Source organism: Streptomyces sp. NPDC021012 (assembly GCF_044333355.1).
In the GTDB taxonomy this organism is placed as follows: Bacteria; Actinomycetota; Actinomycetes; order Streptomycetales; family Streptomycetaceae; genus Streptomyces.
In genome coordinates this window covers 1-18,525 of the sequence record NZ_JBIRQU010000001.1, presented here as the reverse complement: position 1 = coordinate 18,525, position 18,525 = coordinate 1, and the positions used below count along the sequence as shown (strand labels likewise).

Sequence of the window (18,525 nt, the reverse complement as noted above, 5' to 3'; positions counted from 1 at the left end):
GGGAACTGGCCCGTGGAACCGGGGCCCTGCGGGGCCGCCGGTCCACCGAACAGGCCCGCCGACTCCGGCTCCTCGTGACCGCGCGGGGCGTCCAGCGGGGACATCTCCTGCTGGGGGCGCCGGACCGGCTGCTGCTGCGGGTCGTTGCCCCAGCTCGCGGCCTGCGGGCGCTGCTGCTGGGGGGTGCCCCCGGGCAGCTCGGCGCGCGGGAAGTCGTAACCGCCCTGCTGGGCCTGGCCCTGCTGCTGCTGCGCGGCGGGCCCGGGCTGGTTGCCCCACACGTCCGTACGGGACGGGATGGCGCTCGCGGCGCCGCCGATGAGGCCGCCCCCGCCGGGACCCGGACGCATCGCCTCGGGCGCCTGCGGGGCCTGGGGGACCTGCGGCAGCTGGCCGGTCTGCTCCAGCTGGGCGTTCTGCGGCTGCGGCTGCGGGGTGCGGGACTGCGGGCCGCCGGCCAGCGGGGCACCGTCACGGGCGGGCAGCGCGGCCCGGGGACCGCTCGCACCGACCTGGCCGCGCGCGGCACCGGCGGCGAGACGGCCGGCCGCCGAGGACGGGGCACCGCCCTGGCCCGGACGTCCGCCGGGGCCGCCGGCCGCGCCGGGACCGCCGGGGAGACGGCCGCCGGGGGCGGAGCCACCCTGCGGCATCGCGCCCTGGCCGCCCTGGCCCGGCTTGGGCATGGGCTTCTTGCCGCCCTGGGCGACGTCGACGGGGAGCATGACGAGCGCGGTGGTGCCGCCCGAGTCGGACGGGCGCAGCTGGATCCGGATGCCGTGTCGCAGGGACAGGCGGCCGACCACGAACAGACCCATGCGGCGGGAGACCGAGACGTCCACGGTGGGCGGCGAGGCGAGCCGCTCGTTGATCGCGGCGAGGTCCTCGGGGGAGAGGCCGATGCCGGTGTCGTGGATCTCGACGAGCACGCGGCCGTCGGGCAGCGCGTGACCGGTGACCCGGACCTTGGTCTGCGGGGAGGAGAACGACGTGGCGTTCTCCAGGAGCTCGGCGAGGAGGTGCACGAGGTCGTTGACGACCCGGCCGGCGACCTCGGTCGCCGGGACCGCGGCCAGTTCGATGCGCTCGTACTGCTCCACCTCGGAGGCGGCGGCACGGAGGACGTCGACCAGCGGGACCGGGCGGGTCCAGCGGCGGCCGGGCTCCTCGCCGGCGAGGACGAGGAGGTTCTCACCGTTACGGCGCATACGCGTCGCGAGGTGGTCGAGCTTGAACAGCGAGGAGAGCTGGTCCGGGTCGGCCTCGCGGGACTCCAGCTCGGAGATGAGCGAGAGCTGACGCTGGATGAGGCCCTGGGAACGGCGCGAGAGGTTGGTGAACATCGCGTTGACGTTGCCCCGGAGGAGGGCCTGCTCGGCGGCGAGGCGGACGGCCTCGCGGTGCACGTCGTCGAAGGCCGCGGCCACCTGGCCGATCTCGTCCCGGGAGTGCACACCGACGGACTCGACGGAGGTGTCGACGTCCTGCGGGTCGGACTCGGAGAGCTGCTTGACGAGCTCGGGCAGGCGGTCCTGGGCGACCTTGGTCGCGGTGTCCTGGAGTCGCCGCAGCGACCGGATCATGGACCGGGCCACGACGAAGGCGCCGATGAGCGAGACGCCGAGGACGAGGAGGATCAGGGCACCGTTGATGATGGCGTCGCGCTGCGACTCCTGCTTCAGCTCACGGGCCATCGTCTCCATGTCACCGAGCAGACCGAGCTCGATGCGGTTCATGGCGGCGATCTTGGTGTTGTACTCGTCGGTGAAGTTGAGGTGGCCGCGCTTGGGGCCGCTCGCCATCGCGTCGTCGGAGTTCAGCACGCGCTCGGCGTACTTGTTGGCGGCGTTGATCGACGGGTCGCCGCTGTTCAGCGTCTCGGTCTTCTCGGCGGCGTCACCGCCGGTCGACTCGTAGATCGCCTGGAACGACTTGAGCTCGACGCCCTCACTGTTGAGGGCGGCCTCGCCGTAGAGGCGGTCACCCTGCTGGAGGTGGCCGGAGGTCCGGTCGCTCTGGGGGAGCGCGGCCGCGATGATCGCCTGCTGGATGGAGGCGTACTCCTTGGCGGACGAGAACGCGGCGAGCGCGCGGGTCCGCTTGATCATCTCGGGGTTGCTGGTCGCCTGCGCCATGTCCTGGGACAGGCTGAGGAGCGAGCGGATGAGGCGGCTGTACGCCTCGACCGTCACCGAGTGGGACACGCCCTTCTCGTAGGCGCTGCTCCGGATGGCGTGGAGCTCGGTGACCTGCGAGGCGATCTGGCTGACGTTCTGGCGGATGCTGCGCAGCGCCTCGTCGCCCTCGGTGGCCGGGATCTCGTTGGTGGCGTCGAGGAAGGCCTTGTACTCGCGGTCCGTCTTGCGGCGCGGGTTGGCGACCTGGTAGTCGCTGACCGGGCGGCCGTTGGACAGCGGACCGGCGGACAGGTCGCGCTCGGCCTGGAGGGCCTGCGCGAGGCCGGTCGCCTCACGGGTCAGCTTGGTGAGCAGCTGCATGTGGTCGAGCTGCTCCATGTCCTGGAGCGAGTCGCTGATGCGGATGCCGCCCAGGGTGGTCGCCGCGACCACGGGGAGGGTGAGGAGCGCGACCAGGCGCGTGGAGATGCGCCAGTTGCGCAGGGCTATTCGCGGGCCGACCTCGTTCTCGGGCCGGACCTTGGGGGCGGTGGCGGCCGGCTCGGCGGACTTGGCCGAGGTGCTCGCGCGCCTGCCGCCGTCACCGCCCTCGCCGGACGGTGCCTGGCCCTGGTTCGGGGTGTGCGAGGCCGAGGGACCGCGGTCGGTCCCGGCACGCGGTTCCTGCTCCGCCGGAGCATCCGCTCGGCCCTGGCGGGCCTGGGAAGACCCCGAGCCATCCCTCTTGAAACGTCCCTGCACTAGCGTCGCAACCTCTGGACCAGGCGTCCTTCCGGATGAACGGAGAGGACGGTGTCGGTGTCGATCGGGGCGCGTGGGGCGCCCGGGTGGTCGTCGGTGACCGGCGCAGTTCCCCCTTCCCCGCCACTAGGCCGGCGCTGCGTTGCGCCTCCTGCGCGCCGGCTTGAAACCCGCGGCGGTGCGTGGAATTCCAGCACAGTGCCGGATCTCCAACAAGGGCCGCGTGTCGTGGCGGGAGGGGTATGACAAAGCGTGCACGACGTGTCACCCCATGTAGAAGATGATCACGGAGGATTCGGACTTATACGGCCCAATGGCCGGGCATCCCCACGTGTCCCAGTCGCCATGATCAGGAGCGGAATAGCTCATTCAGTGGCGTAATGTCCCTTTCCGTGGTCACTGGCGACGGTCCGTAATGCCCGGAATGTGATGCGCGAGGTGAGCAAACTCACACCCAAATCGGTGTCTCTGCCATGCATTCGAAGGGGATCGCATGTTTAGCCTGACGCTTTACACCCCTTCGCGCCTGTTCGGGCGCCCGTACCGGAACAAGGTCTGATCACCGCGATGAAGACGACGACGCTCCGCAAGACGGCCAACCCCCGCCGTTCCACCCTCGTGCACCTCTCGGACGCCGCAGAACTCGGCCGGGGCGCCCAGCCGGAGTACGCGGTCGAGCTCCCGGGCAACACGGCCAACCCGCGCCGCACCATCCTGATGCAGGCCCCGGCCCCCTACGAGCCCCAGCCGTACGCCACCGCGACGCGCTGAGGCCCTCCGGCCCCATTCGCCCCGCTGATAACGCCGGTCGGCCGCCCCCTCGTCGCGTTAGCCTGGAGCGTCAGACTCCAGCCAGTACCAAGTGAGGGGCGACAGCACTCGTGCGCATCGCCAGATTCTCCATCGACGGCAATGTGGCCTTCGGCGCCGTCGAGGGCGAGGGAACCGTCGAGTCCGGCGGCCTCGTCCTCGACATCATCAAGGGCATTCCGTACACCGACTTCGAGCTCAGCGGCACCAAGGTCCCGCTGAGCAAGGTACGGCTCCTGCCGCCCGTGCTCCCCAACAAGGTCGTGGCCATCGGCCGCAACTACGCCGAGCACGCCGCCGAACTCGGCAACGAGGTCCCCGAGGTCCCCGTCGCCTTCTTCAAGCCCACCACCTCGGTGATCGGCTCCGGCGACGCCATCGAGTACCCCTCCTTCTCCAACGAGCTGCACCACGAGGCCGAACTGGCCGTGGTCATCGGCCGCATGTGCCGCGAGGTGCCCCGCGAGCGCGTGAAGGACGTCATCTTCGGCTACACCTGCGCGAACGACGTCACCGCCCGCGACGCCCAGCAGCGCGAGAAGCAGTGGGCCCGCGCCAAGGGCTTCGACACCTCCTGCCCCCTGGGCCCCTGGGTGGAGACCGACCTCGACCCGAGCGACCTGACCATCCAGGCCACGGTCAACGGCGAACAGCGCCAGCTGGGTCGGACGAGCGACATGATCCGCTCCATCGAGGACCTGGTCGTCCACATCACCGAGGCCATGACGCTGCTCCCCGGCGACGTCATCCTCACCGGCACCCCCGCCGGGGTCGGCCCCCTCAACGTCGGCGACGAGGTCGCCGTCACCATCGAAGGCATCGGCACTCTCACCAACAAGGTGATCAAGCGTGGCTAACGCGAACATCCGCGTCCGTTTCTGTCCCTCCCCGACCGGCAACCCCCACGTGGGCCTGGTCCGCACGGCTCTCTTCAACTGGGCCTTCGCCCGGCACAACGAGGCCACCATGGTCTTCCGCATCGAGGACACCGACGCGGCGCGCGACTCCGAGGAGTCGTACAACCAGCTGCTCGACTCCCTCAAGTGGCTCGGCCTCGACTGGGACGAGGGCCCGGAGATCGGCGGCCCCCACGCCCCGTACCGCCAGTCGCAGCGGATGGACATCTACAAGGACGTCGCCGACAAGCTGCTCGCCGGCGGGTACGCGTACCCCTGCTACTGCACCACCGAGGAGCTCGACGAGCGCCGCGAGGCCGCCCGCGCCGCCGGCCGCCCCTCCGGCTACGACGGCCACTGCCGCGACCTCACCGCCGAGCAGAAGGCGGCGTACGAGGCCGAGGGCCGCGCGTCGATCGTCCGCTTCCGGATGCCCGACGAGACGATCACCTTCACCGACCTGGTCCGCGGCGAGCTGACCTTCACCCCGGAGAACGTGCCGGACTACGGCATCCTCCGGGCCAACGGCGCCCCGCTCTACACCCTCGTCAACCCGGTCGACGACGCCCTCATGGAGATCACCCACGTCCTGCGCGGCGAGGACCTGCTCTCCTCCACCCCCCGCCAGATCGCGCTCTACAAGGCGCTGATCGAGCTCGGCATCGCCAAGGAGATCCCCTCCTTCGGCCACCTGCCGTACGTGATGGGCGAGGGCAACAAGAAGCTCTCCAAGCGCGACCCGCAGGCCTCCCTCAACCTCTACCGGGAGCGCGGCTTCCTCCCCTCGGGCCTGCTGAACTACCTGTCGCTCCTGGGCTGGTCCTTCTCGGCCGACCGGGACCTCTTCACCATCCCCGAGATGGTGGAGAAGTTCGACATCGCCGACGTCAACGCCAACCCGGCGCGCTTCGACCTCAAGAAGGCCGAGTCGATCAACGCCGACCACATCCGGATGCTGAACGTGAAGGCCTTCGCCGAGGCCTGCGAGCCCTGGCTCCGGGCCCCGCACGCCCCCTGGGCGCCGGAGGACTTCGACCAGGACGCCTGGGAGCGGATCGCCCCGCACGCCCAGACCCGCCTGACCGTCCTCTCGGACATCACGGCCAACGTGGACTTCCTCTTCCTGCCCGAGCCGGTCTTCGACCAGCCCTCGTGGGACAAGGCCATGAAGGGCGAGCCCGCGGCCCTCCTCACCACCGCCCGCGAGAAGCTCGTGGACGCCGACTGGAGCGACCCCGAGTCCCTCAAGAACGCCGTCCTGGCCGCCGGCGAGGCCCACGGCCTCAAGCTCGGCAAGGCCCAGGCCCCGGTCCGCGTCGCCGTCACCGGCCGCACGGTCGGCCTGCCGCTCTTCGAGTCCCTGGAGATCCTGGGCAAGGAGAAGACCCTCGCCCGCATCGACGCGACCCTGGCGAAGCTCGCCGGCTGATCCGCGCCGTACGTACGCACCGGTACCCCCGTCCCACGCCCCGGGACGGGGGTACCTTCGTTCTCATGACCATCCGCGCGGTGCTCTGGGACATCGACGACACGATCTTCGACTACGCGAGCGCCGACCGGGCCGGGATGCGGGCGCACCTCGCGACCGAGGGGCTGCTCGGGGCGTACGGCTCCGTCGAGGAGGCCCTGCGGCGCTGGAAGGAGCTCACGGAGCTGCACTGGCGCCGGTACGAGGCCGAGGGCGGGGACTTCCGGGAGCAGCGGCGCGGGCGCGTGCGGGACTTCCTGGGGCGGCCGGAGCTCACCGCCGCCGAGGCCGACGGCTGGTTCGACCGGTACGTGGTCCATTACGAGGCCGCCTGGGAGCTGTTCCCCGACACCGTCCCCGCCCTCGACCTGCTGGCCCGTGACTACCGTCACGGAGTGCTGTCCAACTCCAGCATCCACAACCAGGACCACAAGCTCCGCACCCTGGGCGTACGGGACCGCTTCGAGGCCGTGGTGTGCGCCGCCGAGCTCGGGGTGGCCAAGCCGGCCCCGGAGGCCTTCCACGCCGCCTGCGCGGCCCTTGGCCTGCGCCCCCACCAGGTCGCGTACGTCGGGGACCAGCCGGACATCGACGCCCGGGGCGCCGTGGAGGCGGGCCTGCGGGGCATCTGGCTGGACCGCGCGGGGACCGGCGGGAGGCCCGAGCTGACCCGGATCACCGACCTCCGACAGCTGCCCGCGCTGCTGCGTGCGGATACGCGTTTTGGAGCACCGTCCACCTTCGGGTAATGTTCTTTCTGCGCCGAGGGGAACGGGCCGAAAGGCCGGAAAGCCCCGGAAGCGCAAGCCGAGCAAGATCCCTTCTCGAAGTGATCAAGTTCCGGTGGCCTATGGTGTAATTGGCAGCACGACTGATTCTGGTTCAGTTAGTCTTGGTTCGAGTCCAGGTAGGCCAGCTCGCAGAGCTCATCTGCAACCGTGGATTGGCATCCACAAAGCCCCCGTTGTGTAGCGGCCTAGCACGCCGCCCTCTCAAGGCGGTAGCGCCGGTTCGAATCCGGTCGGGGGTACAGATCCTTCCCGCGGGATCATCTGGGTAGCTCCCGATGATGCCGATGCAGGATCGCTAGGGCCCCCGTTGTGTAGCGGCCTAGCACGCCGCCCTCTCAAGGCGGTAGCGCCGGTTCGAATCCGGTCGGGGGTACGACGCTGGTCTAACCACGTATTGGTCTATGGTGTAATTGGCAGCACGACTGATTCTGGTTCAGTTAGTCTAGGTTCGAGTCCTGGTAGACCAGCTCGGATCCACGGCAACGTGTGATCCAAAGCCCCCGTTGTGTAGCGGCCTAGCACGCCGCCCTCTCAAGGCGGTAGCGCCGGTTCGAATCCGGTCGGGGGTACTCGACGAAGAAGCCCTTCCCTTCGGGGGAGGGCTTCTTCGCTGTTCGCGTCCACCGAGTGTGTGAGGACACAACTCCGGCCCACCGCTGCGGCGTTGGAGCGGTGGGCCGGTACGAACAGGGAGGTGCGGAGGAGGTCAGCCGTTGCGGCGGAGCGCCTCGGAGAGACGGGCGGCGGCGTCGATGACCGCCTGGGCGTGCATGCGGCCCGGGTGGCGCGTCAGGCGCTCGATCGGACCCGAGACCGACACGGCGGCCACCACGCGGTTCGAGGGGCCGCGTACGGGCGCGGAGACGGACGCCACGCCGGGCTCCCGCTCGCCGATCGACTGGGCCCAGCCGCGGCGCCGTACGCCCGACAGGGCCGTCGCCGTGAAGCGGGCGCCCTGGAGGCCGCGGTGCAGCCGCTCGGGCTCCTCCCAGGCCATCAGGATCTGCGCGGACGAGCCGGCCTTCATGGTCAGCGTCGAGCCGACCGGGACCGTGTCCCGCAGGCCCGAGAGCCGCTCGGCCGCCGCCACGCAGATGCGCATGTCGCCCTGGCGCCGGTAGAGCTGGGCGCTCTCGCCGGTGACGTCGCGCAGATGCGTCAGCACCGGGCCCGCGGTCGCGAGCAGGCGGTCCTCGCCGGCCGCGGCGGCGAGCTCCGCCAGGCGCGGCCCGAGGATGAACCGGCCCTGCATGTCGCGGGCCACCATCCGGTGGTGTTCCAGTGCCACGGCCAGTCGGTGGGCCGTGGGTCGTGCGAGTCCCGTCGCCGCGACCAGTCCTGCGAGGGTGGCCGGACCGGACTCCAGGGCGCTCAGGACAAGGGCTGCCTTGTCGAGAACGCCTACGCCGCTAGAGTTGTCCATGCAACGATATTCGCGTCTCACTCTGTGAAACGCAAGTTCAATTTTTCTCGGAACCTGTGACCCTGGTGATGCGGCCGCACAACGGCCCGCGAAACGGGTCTCTAGTTGTGCCGGCGTAGACGTCGGCCGGAGGGAAAGCGATGGGTAGGACACTCGCGGAGAAGGTCTGGGACGACCACGTCGTCCGGCGCGCCGAGGGCGAGCCCGACCTCCTCTTCATCGATCTGCACCTGCTGCACGAGGTGACCAGCCCGCAGGCCTTCGACGGCCTCCGGCAGAACGGCCGGCAGGTACGGCGCCTCGACCTCACCATCGCCACCGAGGACCACAACACCCCGACCCTCGACATCGACAAGCCGATCGCGGACCCGGTCTCCCGCGCACAGCTGGAGACCCTCCGCAAGAACTGTGCCGAGTTCGGCGTCCGGCTGCACCCGCTGGGCGACGTCGAGCAGGGCGTCGTCCACGTGGTGGGACCGCAGCTGGGCCTGACCCAGCCCGGCACCACCGTGGTCTGCGGCGACTCGCACACCTCCACGCACGGCGCCTTCGGCGCGCTGGCGTTCGGCATCGGCACCAGCCAGGTCGAGCACGTGCTCGCCACCCAGACGCTGCCGCTGGCCCGCCCCAAGACCATGGCGATCACGGTCGACGGCGAGCTGCCCGCGGACGTCACCGCCAAGGACCTGATCCTGGCGATCATCGCCAAGATCGGCACCGGCGGCGGCCAGGGCTACATCCTGGAGTACCGCGGCTCCGCCATCGAGAAGCTCTCGATGGAGGCCCGGATGACCATCTGCAACATGTCGATCGAGGCCGGCGCCCGCGCGGGCATGATCGCCCCCGACGAGACCACCTTCGCCTACCTGAAGGGCCGCGCCCACGCCCCCGAGGGCGAGGACTGGGACGCCGCCGTCGCGTACTGGAAGACCCTGAAGTCCGACGAGGACGCCGTCTTCGACGCCGAGGTCGTCATCGACGCCGCCTCGCTGGCTCCGTTCGTCACCTGGGGCACCAACCCCGGCCAGGGCGCGCCGCTTTCGGCGAACGTCCCCGACCCGGCTTCGTACGAAGACGCTTCGGAGCGCCTGGCCGCCGAAAAGGCCCTGGAGTACATGGGGTTGACCGCCGGGCAGCCGCTGCGCGACATCAAGGTCGACACCGTCTTCGTAGGCTCCTGCACCAACGGCCGCATCGAGGACCTGCGCAACGCCGCCTCCCTCCTGGAGGGCCGCAAGGTCGCCGACGGCGTCCGCATGCTGGTCGTCCCCGGCTCGGTCCGGGTCGCCCTGCAGGCCGTCGAAGAGGGCCTGGACAAGGTCTTCAAGGAGGCCGGGGCCGAATGGCGGCACGCGGGCTGCTCGATGTGCCTGGGCATGAACCCCGACCAACTGGCCCCCGGTGAGCGCTCCGCGTCCACCTCCAACCGCAACTTCGAGGGCCGGCAGGGCAAGGGCGGCCGCACCCACCTGGTCTCCCCCCAGGTCGCCGCCGCCACCGCCGTCCTGGGCCACCTGGCCTCCCCGGCCGATCTGTCCGACGTCGCCACCACCGCGGGGGTCTGAGGAACCATGGAAGCTTTCACCACGCACACCGGCCGGGCCGTCCCGCTGCGCCGCAGCAACGTCGACACCGACCAGATCATCCCGGCGCACTGGCTGAAGAAGGTCACCCGCGACGGCTTCGAGGACGGCCTCTTCGAGGCCTGGCGCAAGGACTCCGAGTTCGTCCTCAACCGCCCCGAGCGGCAGGGCGCCACGGTCCTGGTCGCCGGCCCCGACTTCGGCACCGGCTCTTCCCGCGAGCACGCCGTCTGGGCGCTCCAGAACTACGGCTTCCAGGCCGTCATCTCCTCCCGCTTCGCCGACATCTTCCGCGGCAACTCGCTGAAGAACGGCCTGCTGACCGTCGTCCTCCCGCAGGAGACGGTGGACGCCCTCTGGGAGCTGACCGAGGCCGACCCGACCGCCGAGATCACCGTCGACCTGGAGGCCCGCAAGGTCCTGGCCGCCGGGATCGACGCCGACTTCGAGCTCGACGAGAACGCCCGCTGGCGTCTGCTGAACGGCCTCGACGACATCAGCCTCACCCTTCAGAACGAAGCCGACATCGCGGCCTACGAGGCGGCTCGACCGGCCTTCAAGCCCCGTACAATTACGGTCTGAGCAGCGCTTTTCCAAGACTGCGCCCCCCACCGCCCGGTGGGGGGCGCAGTCGCTTGTTGAGACCCTGTCGGGCGACAACTCGCCCTAGATGGCACAATCGGTGCATGGAACGCGACAGCCAACTCGAGCTCTACGAGGCAGTCGCCGCCCGATTGAAGGAAGCGCACACAAGGGTGCGCTCACTGCAAGTCCCGGAGGGCGTAAGGATGGCGCTGTCCCGGAAGCTGCTGGTCGTGACGGCCGCGGCGAAGCACGATCTCAAGGACGCGGCGACGCGTCTGGACCGGTTGATGAAGGACCTCGACGAGGGCCGATTCCCAGAGGACGACTGACACCAGGAACTCCGCAACGGGACTTCCACGTTGCGGCACTAGGGTGATTAGACCGTTTCGTGTTTGATTTGCGGTATATACATGCCTAACGTGCGAAAAAGCTTGAACACTTTCGTTCTGGCAATGTCTCCGAAGGGGAAGACGTGAACAAGGCGCAGCTCGTAGAAGCGATTGCCGACAAGATGGGCGGTCGTCAGCAGGCCGCCGACGCCGTCGACCACGTGCTCGACGCCATCGTGCGTGCCGTGGTGGCGGGCGACCGGGTCTCGGTCACGGGTTTCGGCTCGTTCGAGAAGGTCGACCGCCCGGCCCGCTACGCCCGCAACCCGCAGACGGGTGAGCGGGTCCGGGTCAAGAAGACCTCCGTCCCGCGCTTCCGCGCAGGTCAGGGCTTCAAGGACCTGGTCAGCGGCTCGAAGAAGCTCCCCAAGGGCGGCGAGGTCTCCGTCAAGAAGGCCCCCAAGGGCAGCCTCACCGGTGGCGCCTCCGCGACCGTGAAGAAGGCCGCCGCGAAGAAGGCCACCACCGCCAAGAAGGCCGCCGCGAAGAAGGCGACCCCGGCGAAGAAGGTCACGGCCGCCGCCGCCAAGAAGGCGACCCCGGCCAAGAAGACCACCACCACGGCGGCCGCCAAGAAGGCGACGCCGGCGAAGAAGACCACCACGGCCGCCGCCAAGAAGGCGACCCCGGCCAAGAAGGCCACCACGGCCGCCGCCAAGAAGGTCACCAAGGCCGCGGCGAAGAAGACCGCGCCGGCCGCGAAGAAGGCCACGGCGACGAAGGCGCCCGCCAAGAAGACGACGGCGCGCAAGACCACCGCCAAGAAGACCGCCGCCAAGAAGTAGGACGCGCGGTACCGACCCGCCGGGCCGGGCTCCCCCCGGGGAGCCCGGCCCGCGGCGTGTCCCGTCCCGGATCGGGACGCCCGGAGCGGAACGCTCCGGATCAGAAGGTCTGCAGCGTCACCAGGGTGATCCGGAGCCCCGCGCCCGACGTGCCAGGCTCCGCCTCGATCCGCACCCGCTGCCCCGGCCGGAGCAGCCGCAGCCCGCCCGCCTCGAAGGCCTCCGCCCCGAACTCCACGGGGGTGCCGTCGTCGAGCAGCACACTGCCGCTGCGGGTCTCGGGGTCGTACGTGAACGCGGTCGCCTGCATGGACCGCAGCCTATCCGGCCGCCACCGGCCACCGGGCGGCCGTCCGCGGACCGAGCCCCAGCGCCAGGGCCGTCGCCAGATCCTCCCCGGTGTCCACGTCCCGGCGTACGGAATCCACCCCGGCGAGCAGGATTTCCACCGCCCCCGAAGACAAATGCCGCAGCCTCGACGGACCCCCGAATGCCGGTTCCAATTCCACCCCCGGACCCGCCGAGAGGAATGTCGTACCTATTTCGGCGGCATCCGCGAGAAAAGCCCTGGGAAAATTCCCGGCCGCGTCCAGGACCCGGGTCAGCTCCGCCGGCCGCAGCGCCGGAAGGTCCGCGTTGAGCGCCGCCACGCGCGCGTGCGGCCGCCCGGCCCGTACGGCACGGACCCCGTGCGCGAGCGCCGCGTTGAGCCCCGCCGCCGGGGAGTCCGGCACGATCCGCGCGCCCAGGGCCGCGAGCGCCGCGCCGGCCGCGGGATCGTCCGTGACGACCGCCACATCCCGTACGCGCGCGCAGTCCAGCACCGCAGCCACGGTGTCCTCGGCGAACGCGAGCGCGAGCCGGGGCCGCAGCAGCGCCCCCGCAGTGGCAGCGAGCCTGCTCTTCGCCAGGGAGAGGGGCTTCAGGGGGACGACCAGGGACCAGTCGTCGTCGGTGTCGGTGTGCATCGGCTGCGGCGGCTTCATCAGGGCCCATTCTGTCCCGCCCACGCGGTCCACCGGAGGGTCCGGGGCGTACGGTGTCACTCGACAGACCAGGAGCATGGGGCGACACTTGGCCCCCTGCCAGCCAGTCCCCGGAGAAAGGTGTCCGAGTGCCCCGCCGCAGAATCGGCTTCTGGTACCGCCTCGCGGCGGTCATCGCCAAACCCCCCCTGGTGGTTCTGTTCAAGCGGGACTGGCGCGGTATGGAGCACATGCCGGCCGACGGCGGATTCATCACCGCGGTCAACCACAACTCCTACCTGGACCCGCTGTCCTACGCGCACTACCAGTACAACACCGGCCGCGTCCCGCGCTTCCTCGCCAAGGCGGGCCTCTTCAAGGGCGGCTTCGTCGGCACCATGCTCCGCAACACGGGCCAGATCCCCGTGTACCGCGAGACGACCAACGCGCTCGACGCCTTCCGCGCCGCCGTCGACGCCATCGAACGCGGCGAGTGCGTCGCCTTCTACCCCGAGGGCACCCTCACCCGCGACCCCGAGATGTGGCCCATGGCCGGCAAGACCGGCGCCGCCCGCGTCGCGCTGCTCACCAAGGTCCCCGTCATCCCGGTGGCCCAGTGGGGCGCCAACCTCGCGATGCCGCCGTACGCCAAGGAGAACAAGTTCCGGCTGTTCCCCCGCAAGACGCTGATCGTGCAGGCCGGACCGCCCGTCGACCTCTCCCGCTTCGACGGCCTGGAGCCGACGCCCGAGGTGCTCCGCGAGGCCACCGAGGTCATCATGGCCGCCATCACCGCCCTCCTGGAGGAGGTCCGCGGCGAGAAGGCGCCCGCCGAGCCGTACGACCACCGCAGGGCCCGCCTGGAACAGCGGCGCAGGGCCGCCGAGGAGGGTTCCAAGTGACCAAGGCCGCCGTCTTCGGCAACGGGTCCTGGGGCACCGCCTTCGCCATGGTGCTCGCCGACGCGGGCTGCGAGGTGAGCCTCTGGGGCCGCCGCGCCGCACTCGCCGAGGCGATCAACACCACCGGGACCAACCCCGACTACCTGCCCGGGGTCGAACTCCCCAAGGGCATCACGGCCACCGCCGACCCGGCCGAGGCCGCCGCGGACGCCGACTTCACCGTCCTCGTCGTCCCCTCGCAGACCCTGCGCGGCAACCTCGCCGCCTGGAAGCCGCTGCTCGCCCCGGACACCGTCCTCGTCTCCCTCATGAAGGGCGTCGAACTCGGCACCGCCAAGCGGATGAGCGAGGTCATCACCGAGGTCGCCGACGTCCCCGCCGACCGCGTCGCCGTCCTCACCGGCCCCAACCTGGCCAAGGAGATCGCCGCCCGGCAGCCCGCCGCCGCCGTCGCCGCCTGCTCCGACGAGACGGTCGCCCAGCGCCTCCAGGCCGCCTGCATGACCCCGTACTTCCGCCCGTACACCAACACCGACGTGGTGGGCTGCGAGCTCGGCGGCGCCGTGAAGAACGTCATCGGCCTCGCCGTCGGCATCGCCAACGGCATGGGCCTCGGCGACAACTCCAAGGCCACGCTCATCACCCGCGGCCTCGCCGAGACCACCCGCCTCGGCCTCGCCATGGGCGCCGACCCGCTCACCTTCTCCGGCCTCGCGGGCCTCGGCGACCTCGTCGCCACCTGCTCCTCGCCGCTCTCCCGGAACAACACCTTCGGCACCAACCTCGGCCGCGGGATGACCCTCCAGGAGACCATCGCGGCCACCAAGCAGACCGCCGAGGGCGTCAAGTCCTGCGAGTCCGTGCTCGATCTGGGCCGCCGCCACGGCGTCGACATGCCCATCACCGAGACCGTCGTCTCGATCGTCCACGACGGCAAGCCGCCGGTCGTCGCGCTCAAGGAACTGATGTCGCGCTCGGCCAAGCCCGAGCGCCGCTGAGCCATCCGCGCGCGGGGAGTGCGGGGCGCTCAGGAGTTCGGGAGTCGCAAGGTACGCTCATCGCGATATGAGCGAGAACACCCAGAGCCCCCGCAAGCCGCGCGTGGCCGTCGTCTTCGGCGGCCGCAGCTCCGAGCACGCCATCTCCGTCGTCACGGCGGGCGCCGTCCTGAGCGCCATCGACCGGGACAAGTACGACGTGCTGCCCATCGGCATCACGACGGACGGGCGCTGGGCGCTCACCGCCGACGCCCCCGAGCGGATGGCCATCACGGACCGGAAGCTGCCCAACGTCGCCGAACTGGCCGAGTCCGAGCAGGGCGGCGTCGTCCTCCCCGTCGACCCGTCCAGCCGCGAGGTCGTCCTCACCGAGCCGGGGCAGGTCCCCACGGCCCTCGGCGAGGTCGACGTGGTCTTCCCCATGCTCCACGGCCCCTACGGAGAGGACGGCACCCTCCAGGGCCTCCTGGAGCTCTCCGGCGTCCCCTACGTCGGCGCGGGCGTCCTCGCCTCCGCCGTCGGCCAGGACAAGGAGTACATGAAGCGGGTCTTCACCTCCTTCGGCCTCCCGGTCGGCCCGTACGAGGTCATCCGGCCGCGCGAGTGGGAGCAGAACCCCGCCGCCGCCCGCAAGAAGATCGTCGAGTTCGCCGCCGACCACGGCTGGCCGCTCTTCGTGAAGCCGGCCCGCGGCGGCTCCTCCATGGGCATCACCAAGGTCGACGACCTCTCCGGCCTGGACGAGGCCATCGAGGAGGCCCGCCGCCACGACCCCAAGATCCTCGTCGAGTCGCTGCTGCGCGGCCGCGAGATCGAGTGCGGCGTCCTGGAGTTCGAGGACGGCCCGCGCGCCAGCGTCCCGGCCGAGATCCCGCCGGTCACCGACCACGACTTCTACGACTTCGAGGCCAAGTACATCGACTCGGCCTCCGGCATCGTGCCCGCCCCCATCGGGGACGAGGCCACCGCCGAGGTCCAGCGCCTCGCCGTCCTCGCCTACGAGGCCGTGTCCTGCGAGGGCCTGGTCCGCGCCGACTTCTTCCTCACCGAGGACGGCGACTTCGTCATCAACGAGATCAACACCATGCCGGGCTTCACGCCCATCTCCATGTACCCGCGCATGTGGCAGGAGAGCGGCGTCGGCTACCCCGAGCTCGTCGACCGGCTCATCCAGGCCGCGCTGACCCGCTCCACGGGCCTGCGCTAAGCCGGAACACGGCCCGGCCGCCGCGCCTCTCAGAGGCTCGGCGGCACGGCCTTCCGGACCGGGTCGGCGAGATCCGCGAGCGGCGTGGCGTCGTGCGCGAACCGCTCGTCCAGCGTCACCTCGACGTACGTCTTCCGGTACGTCGTGGTGAAACGGGGCCCGCCGCCCTCCGTGCGCTCCAGCATCCAGGCGACGCCGTTCGCCTCGACGGCCTGCGCCTTGGGATCGCTCATCTTTTCGGGCCGGGGGACCCCGCAGCGCAGTACGATCGCACCGTCACCCCACCCGGCGGTCAGATCCGAGCCGGGCTCCGGGTCACTCCGCTCAAGACCCGCCACGGTGTCGGGCAGCTCCTTCGCCAGGGCCTGGCAGAAGGGCGCCTCCTCCGCCGGCGGACTTGGCACCGCGACGGACGCCGAGGCGTCCGGCGAGGAGCAGCCGGCGGCGGCCGACATCAGGACGGCGGCCGCGACGGCGGCGGGCAGGCCGAAGGGCCGGTGGGAAGAAGTCACCGGCCAAGCGTAGACGGGGGCTACAGATGAACGACCGGGCAGGTGAGGGTGCGCGTGATGCCGTCCACTTGCTGGACCTTGGCGACCACCATGCGGCCCAGCTCATCGACGGTGTCCGCCTGCGCGCGCACGATGACGTCGTACGGACCGGTCACGTCTTCGGCCTGGATGACCCCCGGGATCTTGGAGATGGTGTCGGCGACGGTCGACGCCTTGCCCACCTCGGTCTGGATGAGGATGTACGCCTGAACCACGGAACCTCCAGGGCGACCACGAGGATCTTGTGGGAGAAAGGGACGCCACGGTACCGCGTCGCCGCGGGCCACGGGGAGACCCGCGCGTCCGGAGGCGCTCGGGGTGTGGCGTACGCAGGACAGAAGTTGACGGTCTACTTGACGGTACCCAGCACGGTGACGGCCCGCGACCCGCGGCGCGCCCAGACGCGCCCCCGCCCGCTCGCCGGCACGAAGACACGAGGTGAGACGCGGTGAAGGGCACAGTCGGAGAGCTGGGCGAGTTCGGGCTCATCAGAGAGCTCACGTCCCGGCTCACCTCCACCCCGGCGGTACGGATCGGCCCAGGTGACGACGCCGCGGTCGTCTCCGCCCCCGACCGGCGCGTGGTGGCCAGCACGGACATCCTGCTCGAAGGACGCCACTTCCGCCGAGACTGGTCCACGGCGTACGACGTCGGCCGCAAGGCCGCCGCGCAGAACCTCGCCGACATCGCCGCCATGGGCGCGGTCCCCACCGCGCTCCTCCTCGGCCTCGTCGTACCCGCCGAACTCCCTGTGACATGGCCCACGGAACTGATGGACGGCCTGCGCGACGAATGTCAGGTCGCGGGCGCCGCGGTGGTCGGCGGCGACGTCGTCCGCGGCGACACGATCATGGTCTCCATCACCGCCCTCGGCGACCTCCGCAACCACGACCCGGTCACCCGGGGCGGCGCACAGCCCGGCGACGTCGTCGCCTACACCGGCTGGCTCGGCTGGTCCGCCGCCGGATACGCGGTCCTCTCCCGCGGCTTCCGCTCCCCGCGCGCCTTCGTCGAGGCCCACCGCAGGCCCGAGCCGCCGTACCACGCGGGCCCGGCCGCCGCCGGACTCGGCGCCACCGCCATGTGCGACGTCAGCGACGGCCTCATCGCCGACCTCGGGCACATCGCCGAGGCCAGCAAGGTCCGCATCGACCTGCGCTCCGGCCTCATCGACATCCCCACCCAGATGAACGACATCGGCCAGGCCGTCGGCGTCGACCCCATGCAGTGGGTGCTCACCGGGGGAGAGGACCACGCCATCGTGGCCACCTTCCCGCCGGACGTGAAGCTCCCCGCCCGCTGGAAGGTCATCGGCGAGGTCCTCCACCCCTCGGCGCTGCCGCAGGTCACCGTGGACGGCGCGCCCTGGCACAGCGTGGGCGGCTGGGACCACTTCGGAGAGACGGAGTGAATCCGCCCCTCGTGCTGACCGTCGCCGGATCCGACTCCGGCGGCGGCGCCGGCGTCCAGGCCGACCTGAAGGCGATGCTCGCGCTCGGCGTCCACGGCATGAGCGTGCTCACCGCCGTCACCGCCCAGAACTCGCGGGGCGTCCAGGGCGTCTGGGAGCTGCCCGTGGAGGCCGTGCGCGCCCAGTTCCGGGCGGTCGTCGACGACATCGGGGTCCAGGCGGTCAAGACCGGCATGCTGGCGTCCGCCGCGCTCGTGGAGACCGTGGCGGAGCTGCTCGCCCCCGTGGAGGCCCCGGTGGTCGTCGACCCGGTCGGCGTCTCCAAGCACGGCGATCCGCTGCTCGCGGAGACCGCGCTCGACTCGCTCCGTACGAAGCTGCTGCCGGTCGCGACCGTCGCCACCCCGAACCTGGACGAGGTGACGCAGCTCACCGGCGTCCGGGTGGCCGAGGAGGGCGACATGCGGCCGGCCGCCGAGGCGGTCCTGTCGTACGGGCCGCGCTGGGTCCTGATCAAGGGCGGGCACCTGCCCGGCGGCCAGGAGGCCGTGGACCTGCTCACGGACGGCACCGAGGAGCACTGGCTGCGCGCCCCGCGCCACGACAACCGGCACACCCACGGCACGGGCTGCACGCTCGCCTCGGCGATCGCCTCCGGGCTCGCCAAGGGCCTGGAGGTGCCGGAGGCCGTACGGCAGGCGAAGGAGTACGTGACGGGGGCCATCGCCGCCGGGTTCGCGCTGGGCGCGGGCATCGGCCCGGTGGACCACGGCTGGCGGTTCCGCGCCTAGTAGTGCTTCGTTAGGTTCTTCGTCTGGTTCTGTTGCGGGGCAGGGGTCGGCCGCAGGTGGTGCAGGTGCCGGTCCAGCACTGCAGCAGGTC

Annotated in this window: 19 protein-coding genes and 5 tRNA genes; 18 read left to right on the top strand and 6 right to left on the bottom strand. The window is 71.0% G+C overall.

Annotated features, from left to right (window positions below; all coding sequences use genetic code 11):
- A partial coding sequence (locus ACH4TP_RS00120; protein WP_398434987.1) for a nitrate- and nitrite sensing domain-containing protein occupies positions 1-2,879 on the bottom strand: 2,879 nt, incomplete at its 3' end.
- A gap of 567 nt (positions 2,880-3,446) precedes the next feature.
- Between ACH4TP_RS00120 and ACH4TP_RS00115 the strand changes: the two genes are divergently transcribed.
- The 9 genes from ACH4TP_RS00115 (at position 3,447) to ACH4TP_RS00075 (ending at position 7,413) form a co-directional block, all read left to right on the top strand.
- Positions 3,447-3,650, top strand: coding sequence for a hypothetical protein (locus tag ACH4TP_RS00115; protein WP_388845626.1), 204 nt, complete (start codon positions 3,447-3,449; stop codon positions 3,648-3,650).
- 110 nt (positions 3,651-3,760) lie between these two features.
- On the top strand, positions 3,761-4,546 hold the full coding sequence (locus ACH4TP_RS00110) for a fumarylacetoacetate hydrolase family protein (RefSeq protein WP_389232181.1): 786 nt from the start codon (positions 3,761-3,763) through the stop codon (positions 4,544-4,546).
- Complete coding sequence (gltX, locus tag ACH4TP_RS00105) at positions 4,539-6,014, top strand: glutamate--tRNA ligase (RefSeq protein ID WP_389232184.1); 1,476 nt, start codon at positions 4,539-4,541, stop codon at positions 6,012-6,014. Before ACH4TP_RS00110 ends, gltX begins: the two co-directional genes overlap by 8 nt.
- Before the next feature lie 65 nt (positions 6,015-6,079).
- Entirely contained in the window at positions 6,080-6,802 is a 723-nt protein-coding gene (locus ACH4TP_RS00100; RefSeq protein WP_398434986.1) for an HAD family hydrolase, read from the top strand.
- Positions 6,803-6,897: 95 nt separating this feature from the next.
- Positions 6,898-6,969 (top strand) — tRNA-Gln (locus ACH4TP_RS00095).
- 41 nt (positions 6,970-7,010) lie between these two features.
- Positions 7,011-7,083, top strand: a tRNA-Glu gene (locus ACH4TP_RS00090).
- 61 nt (positions 7,084-7,144) lie between these two features.
- Positions 7,145-7,217, top strand: a tRNA-Glu gene (locus ACH4TP_RS00085).
- Positions 7,218-7,239: 22 nt separating this feature from the next.
- Positions 7,240-7,311: transfer RNA gene (locus tag ACH4TP_RS00080), tRNA-Gln, on the top strand.
- Between the two features lie 29 nt (positions 7,312-7,340).
- Positions 7,341-7,413 (top strand) — tRNA-Glu (locus tag ACH4TP_RS00075).
- A gap of 137 nt (positions 7,414-7,550) precedes the next feature.
- Here ACH4TP_RS00075 and ndgR read toward each other — a convergent pair.
- Positions 7,551-8,267, bottom strand: coding sequence for an IclR family transcriptional regulator NdgR (gene ndgR, locus ACH4TP_RS00070; protein WP_005311436.1), 717 nt, complete (start codon positions 8,265-8,267; stop codon positions 7,551-7,553).
- A gap of 140 nt (positions 8,268-8,407) precedes the next feature.
- Here ndgR and leuC point away from each other — a divergent pair, with 140 nt between their 5' ends.
- The 4 genes from leuC to ACH4TP_RS00050 all read left to right on the top strand — a co-directional run bounded on the left by leuC (position 8,408) and on the right by ACH4TP_RS00050 (position 11,609).
- Entirely contained in the window at positions 8,408-9,832 is a 1,425-nt protein-coding gene (gene leuC / locus ACH4TP_RS00065; protein ID WP_398189554.1) for a 3-isopropylmalate dehydratase large subunit, read from the top strand.
- Between the two features lie 6 nt (positions 9,833-9,838).
- The gene (gene leuD, locus ACH4TP_RS00060; RefSeq protein WP_041131426.1) at positions 9,839-10,432 is read left to right on the top strand and encodes a 3-isopropylmalate dehydratase small subunit; all 594 of its coding nucleotides are present in this window, start codon (positions 9,839-9,841) and stop codon (positions 10,430-10,432) included.
- Between the two features lie 104 nt (positions 10,433-10,536).
- Entirely contained in the window at positions 10,537-10,764 is a 228-nt protein-coding gene (locus ACH4TP_RS00055) for a hypothetical protein (protein ID WP_015036430.1), read from the top strand.
- 143 nt (positions 10,765-10,907) lie between these two features.
- The gene (locus ACH4TP_RS00050; RefSeq protein WP_389232191.1) at positions 10,908-11,609 is read left to right on the top strand and encodes an HU family DNA-binding protein; all 702 of its coding nucleotides are present in this window, start codon (positions 10,908-10,910) and stop codon (positions 11,607-11,609) included.
- A 100-nt stretch (positions 11,610-11,709) separates the two neighbouring features.
- Here the strand turns inward: ACH4TP_RS00050 and ACH4TP_RS00045 are convergent, their stop codons facing one another.
- Together ACH4TP_RS00045 and cofC are read right to left on the bottom strand one after the other, a co-directional pair.
- Positions 11,710-11,919: a hypothetical protein gene (locus ACH4TP_RS00045; RefSeq protein ID WP_030551092.1), complete on the bottom strand. Its 210-nt coding sequence runs from the start codon at positions 11,917-11,919 to the stop codon at positions 11,710-11,712.
- 10 nt (positions 11,920-11,929) lie between these two features.
- Positions 11,930-12,595, bottom strand: a complete 666-nt coding sequence (gene cofC / locus ACH4TP_RS00040; protein WP_389232194.1) for a 2-phospho-L-lactate guanylyltransferase — start codon at positions 12,593-12,595, stop codon at positions 11,930-11,932.
- 128 nt (positions 12,596-12,723) lie between these two features.
- Between cofC and ACH4TP_RS00035 the strand changes: the two genes are divergently transcribed.
- The 3 genes from ACH4TP_RS00035 to ACH4TP_RS00025 all read left to right on the top strand — a co-directional run bounded on the left by ACH4TP_RS00035 (position 12,724) and on the right by ACH4TP_RS00025 (position 15,681).
- Positions 12,724-13,476 (top strand): lysophospholipid acyltransferase family protein, encoded by a 753-nt coding sequence (locus tag ACH4TP_RS00035; protein WP_389232197.1) that lies wholly within the window; start codon positions 12,724-12,726, stop codon positions 13,474-13,476.
- A complete protein-coding gene (locus ACH4TP_RS00030) occupies positions 13,473-14,474 on the top strand; it encodes an NAD(P)H-dependent glycerol-3-phosphate dehydrogenase (protein WP_389232200.1) in 1,002 nt (333 codons plus the stop codon). The genes ACH4TP_RS00035 and ACH4TP_RS00030 overlap by 4 nt, the downstream gene beginning before the upstream one ends.
- A gap of 67 nt (positions 14,475-14,541) precedes the next feature.
- On the top strand, positions 14,542-15,681 hold the full coding sequence (locus tag ACH4TP_RS00025) for a D-alanine--D-alanine ligase family protein (protein ID WP_389232203.1): 1,140 nt from the start codon (positions 14,542-14,544) through the stop codon (positions 15,679-15,681).
- 29 nt (positions 15,682-15,710) lie between these two features.
- Here ACH4TP_RS00025 and ACH4TP_RS00020 read toward each other — a convergent pair whose 3' ends face one another.
- A complete protein-coding gene (locus ACH4TP_RS00020) occupies positions 15,711-16,193 on the bottom strand; it encodes a DUF3515 domain-containing protein (protein ID WP_389232206.1) in 483 nt (160 codons plus the stop codon).
- Between the two features lie 20 nt (positions 16,194-16,213).
- Positions 16,214-16,447 carry an Lrp/AsnC family transcriptional regulator gene (locus ACH4TP_RS00015; RefSeq protein ID WP_017947604.1) on the bottom strand — a complete coding sequence of 78 codons (234 nt, stop codon included), beginning with the start codon at positions 16,445-16,447 and terminating at the stop codon, positions 16,214-16,216.
- Between the two features lie 233 nt (positions 16,448-16,680).
- Between ACH4TP_RS00015 and ACH4TP_RS00010 the strand changes: the two genes are divergently transcribed.
- Together ACH4TP_RS00010 and thiD are read left to right on the top strand one after the other, a co-directional pair.
- Positions 16,681-17,643: a thiamine-phosphate kinase gene (locus tag ACH4TP_RS00010; protein WP_116158650.1), complete on the top strand. Its 963-nt coding sequence runs from the start codon at positions 16,681-16,683 to the stop codon at positions 17,641-17,643.
- Positions 17,640-18,434, top strand: coding sequence for a bifunctional hydroxymethylpyrimidine kinase/phosphomethylpyrimidine kinase (gene thiD, locus ACH4TP_RS00005; RefSeq protein ID WP_398434985.1), 795 nt, complete (start codon positions 17,640-17,642; stop codon positions 18,432-18,434). Before ACH4TP_RS00010 ends, thiD begins: the two co-directional genes overlap by 4 nt.
- Positions 18,435-18,525: the final 91 nt, after the last annotated feature.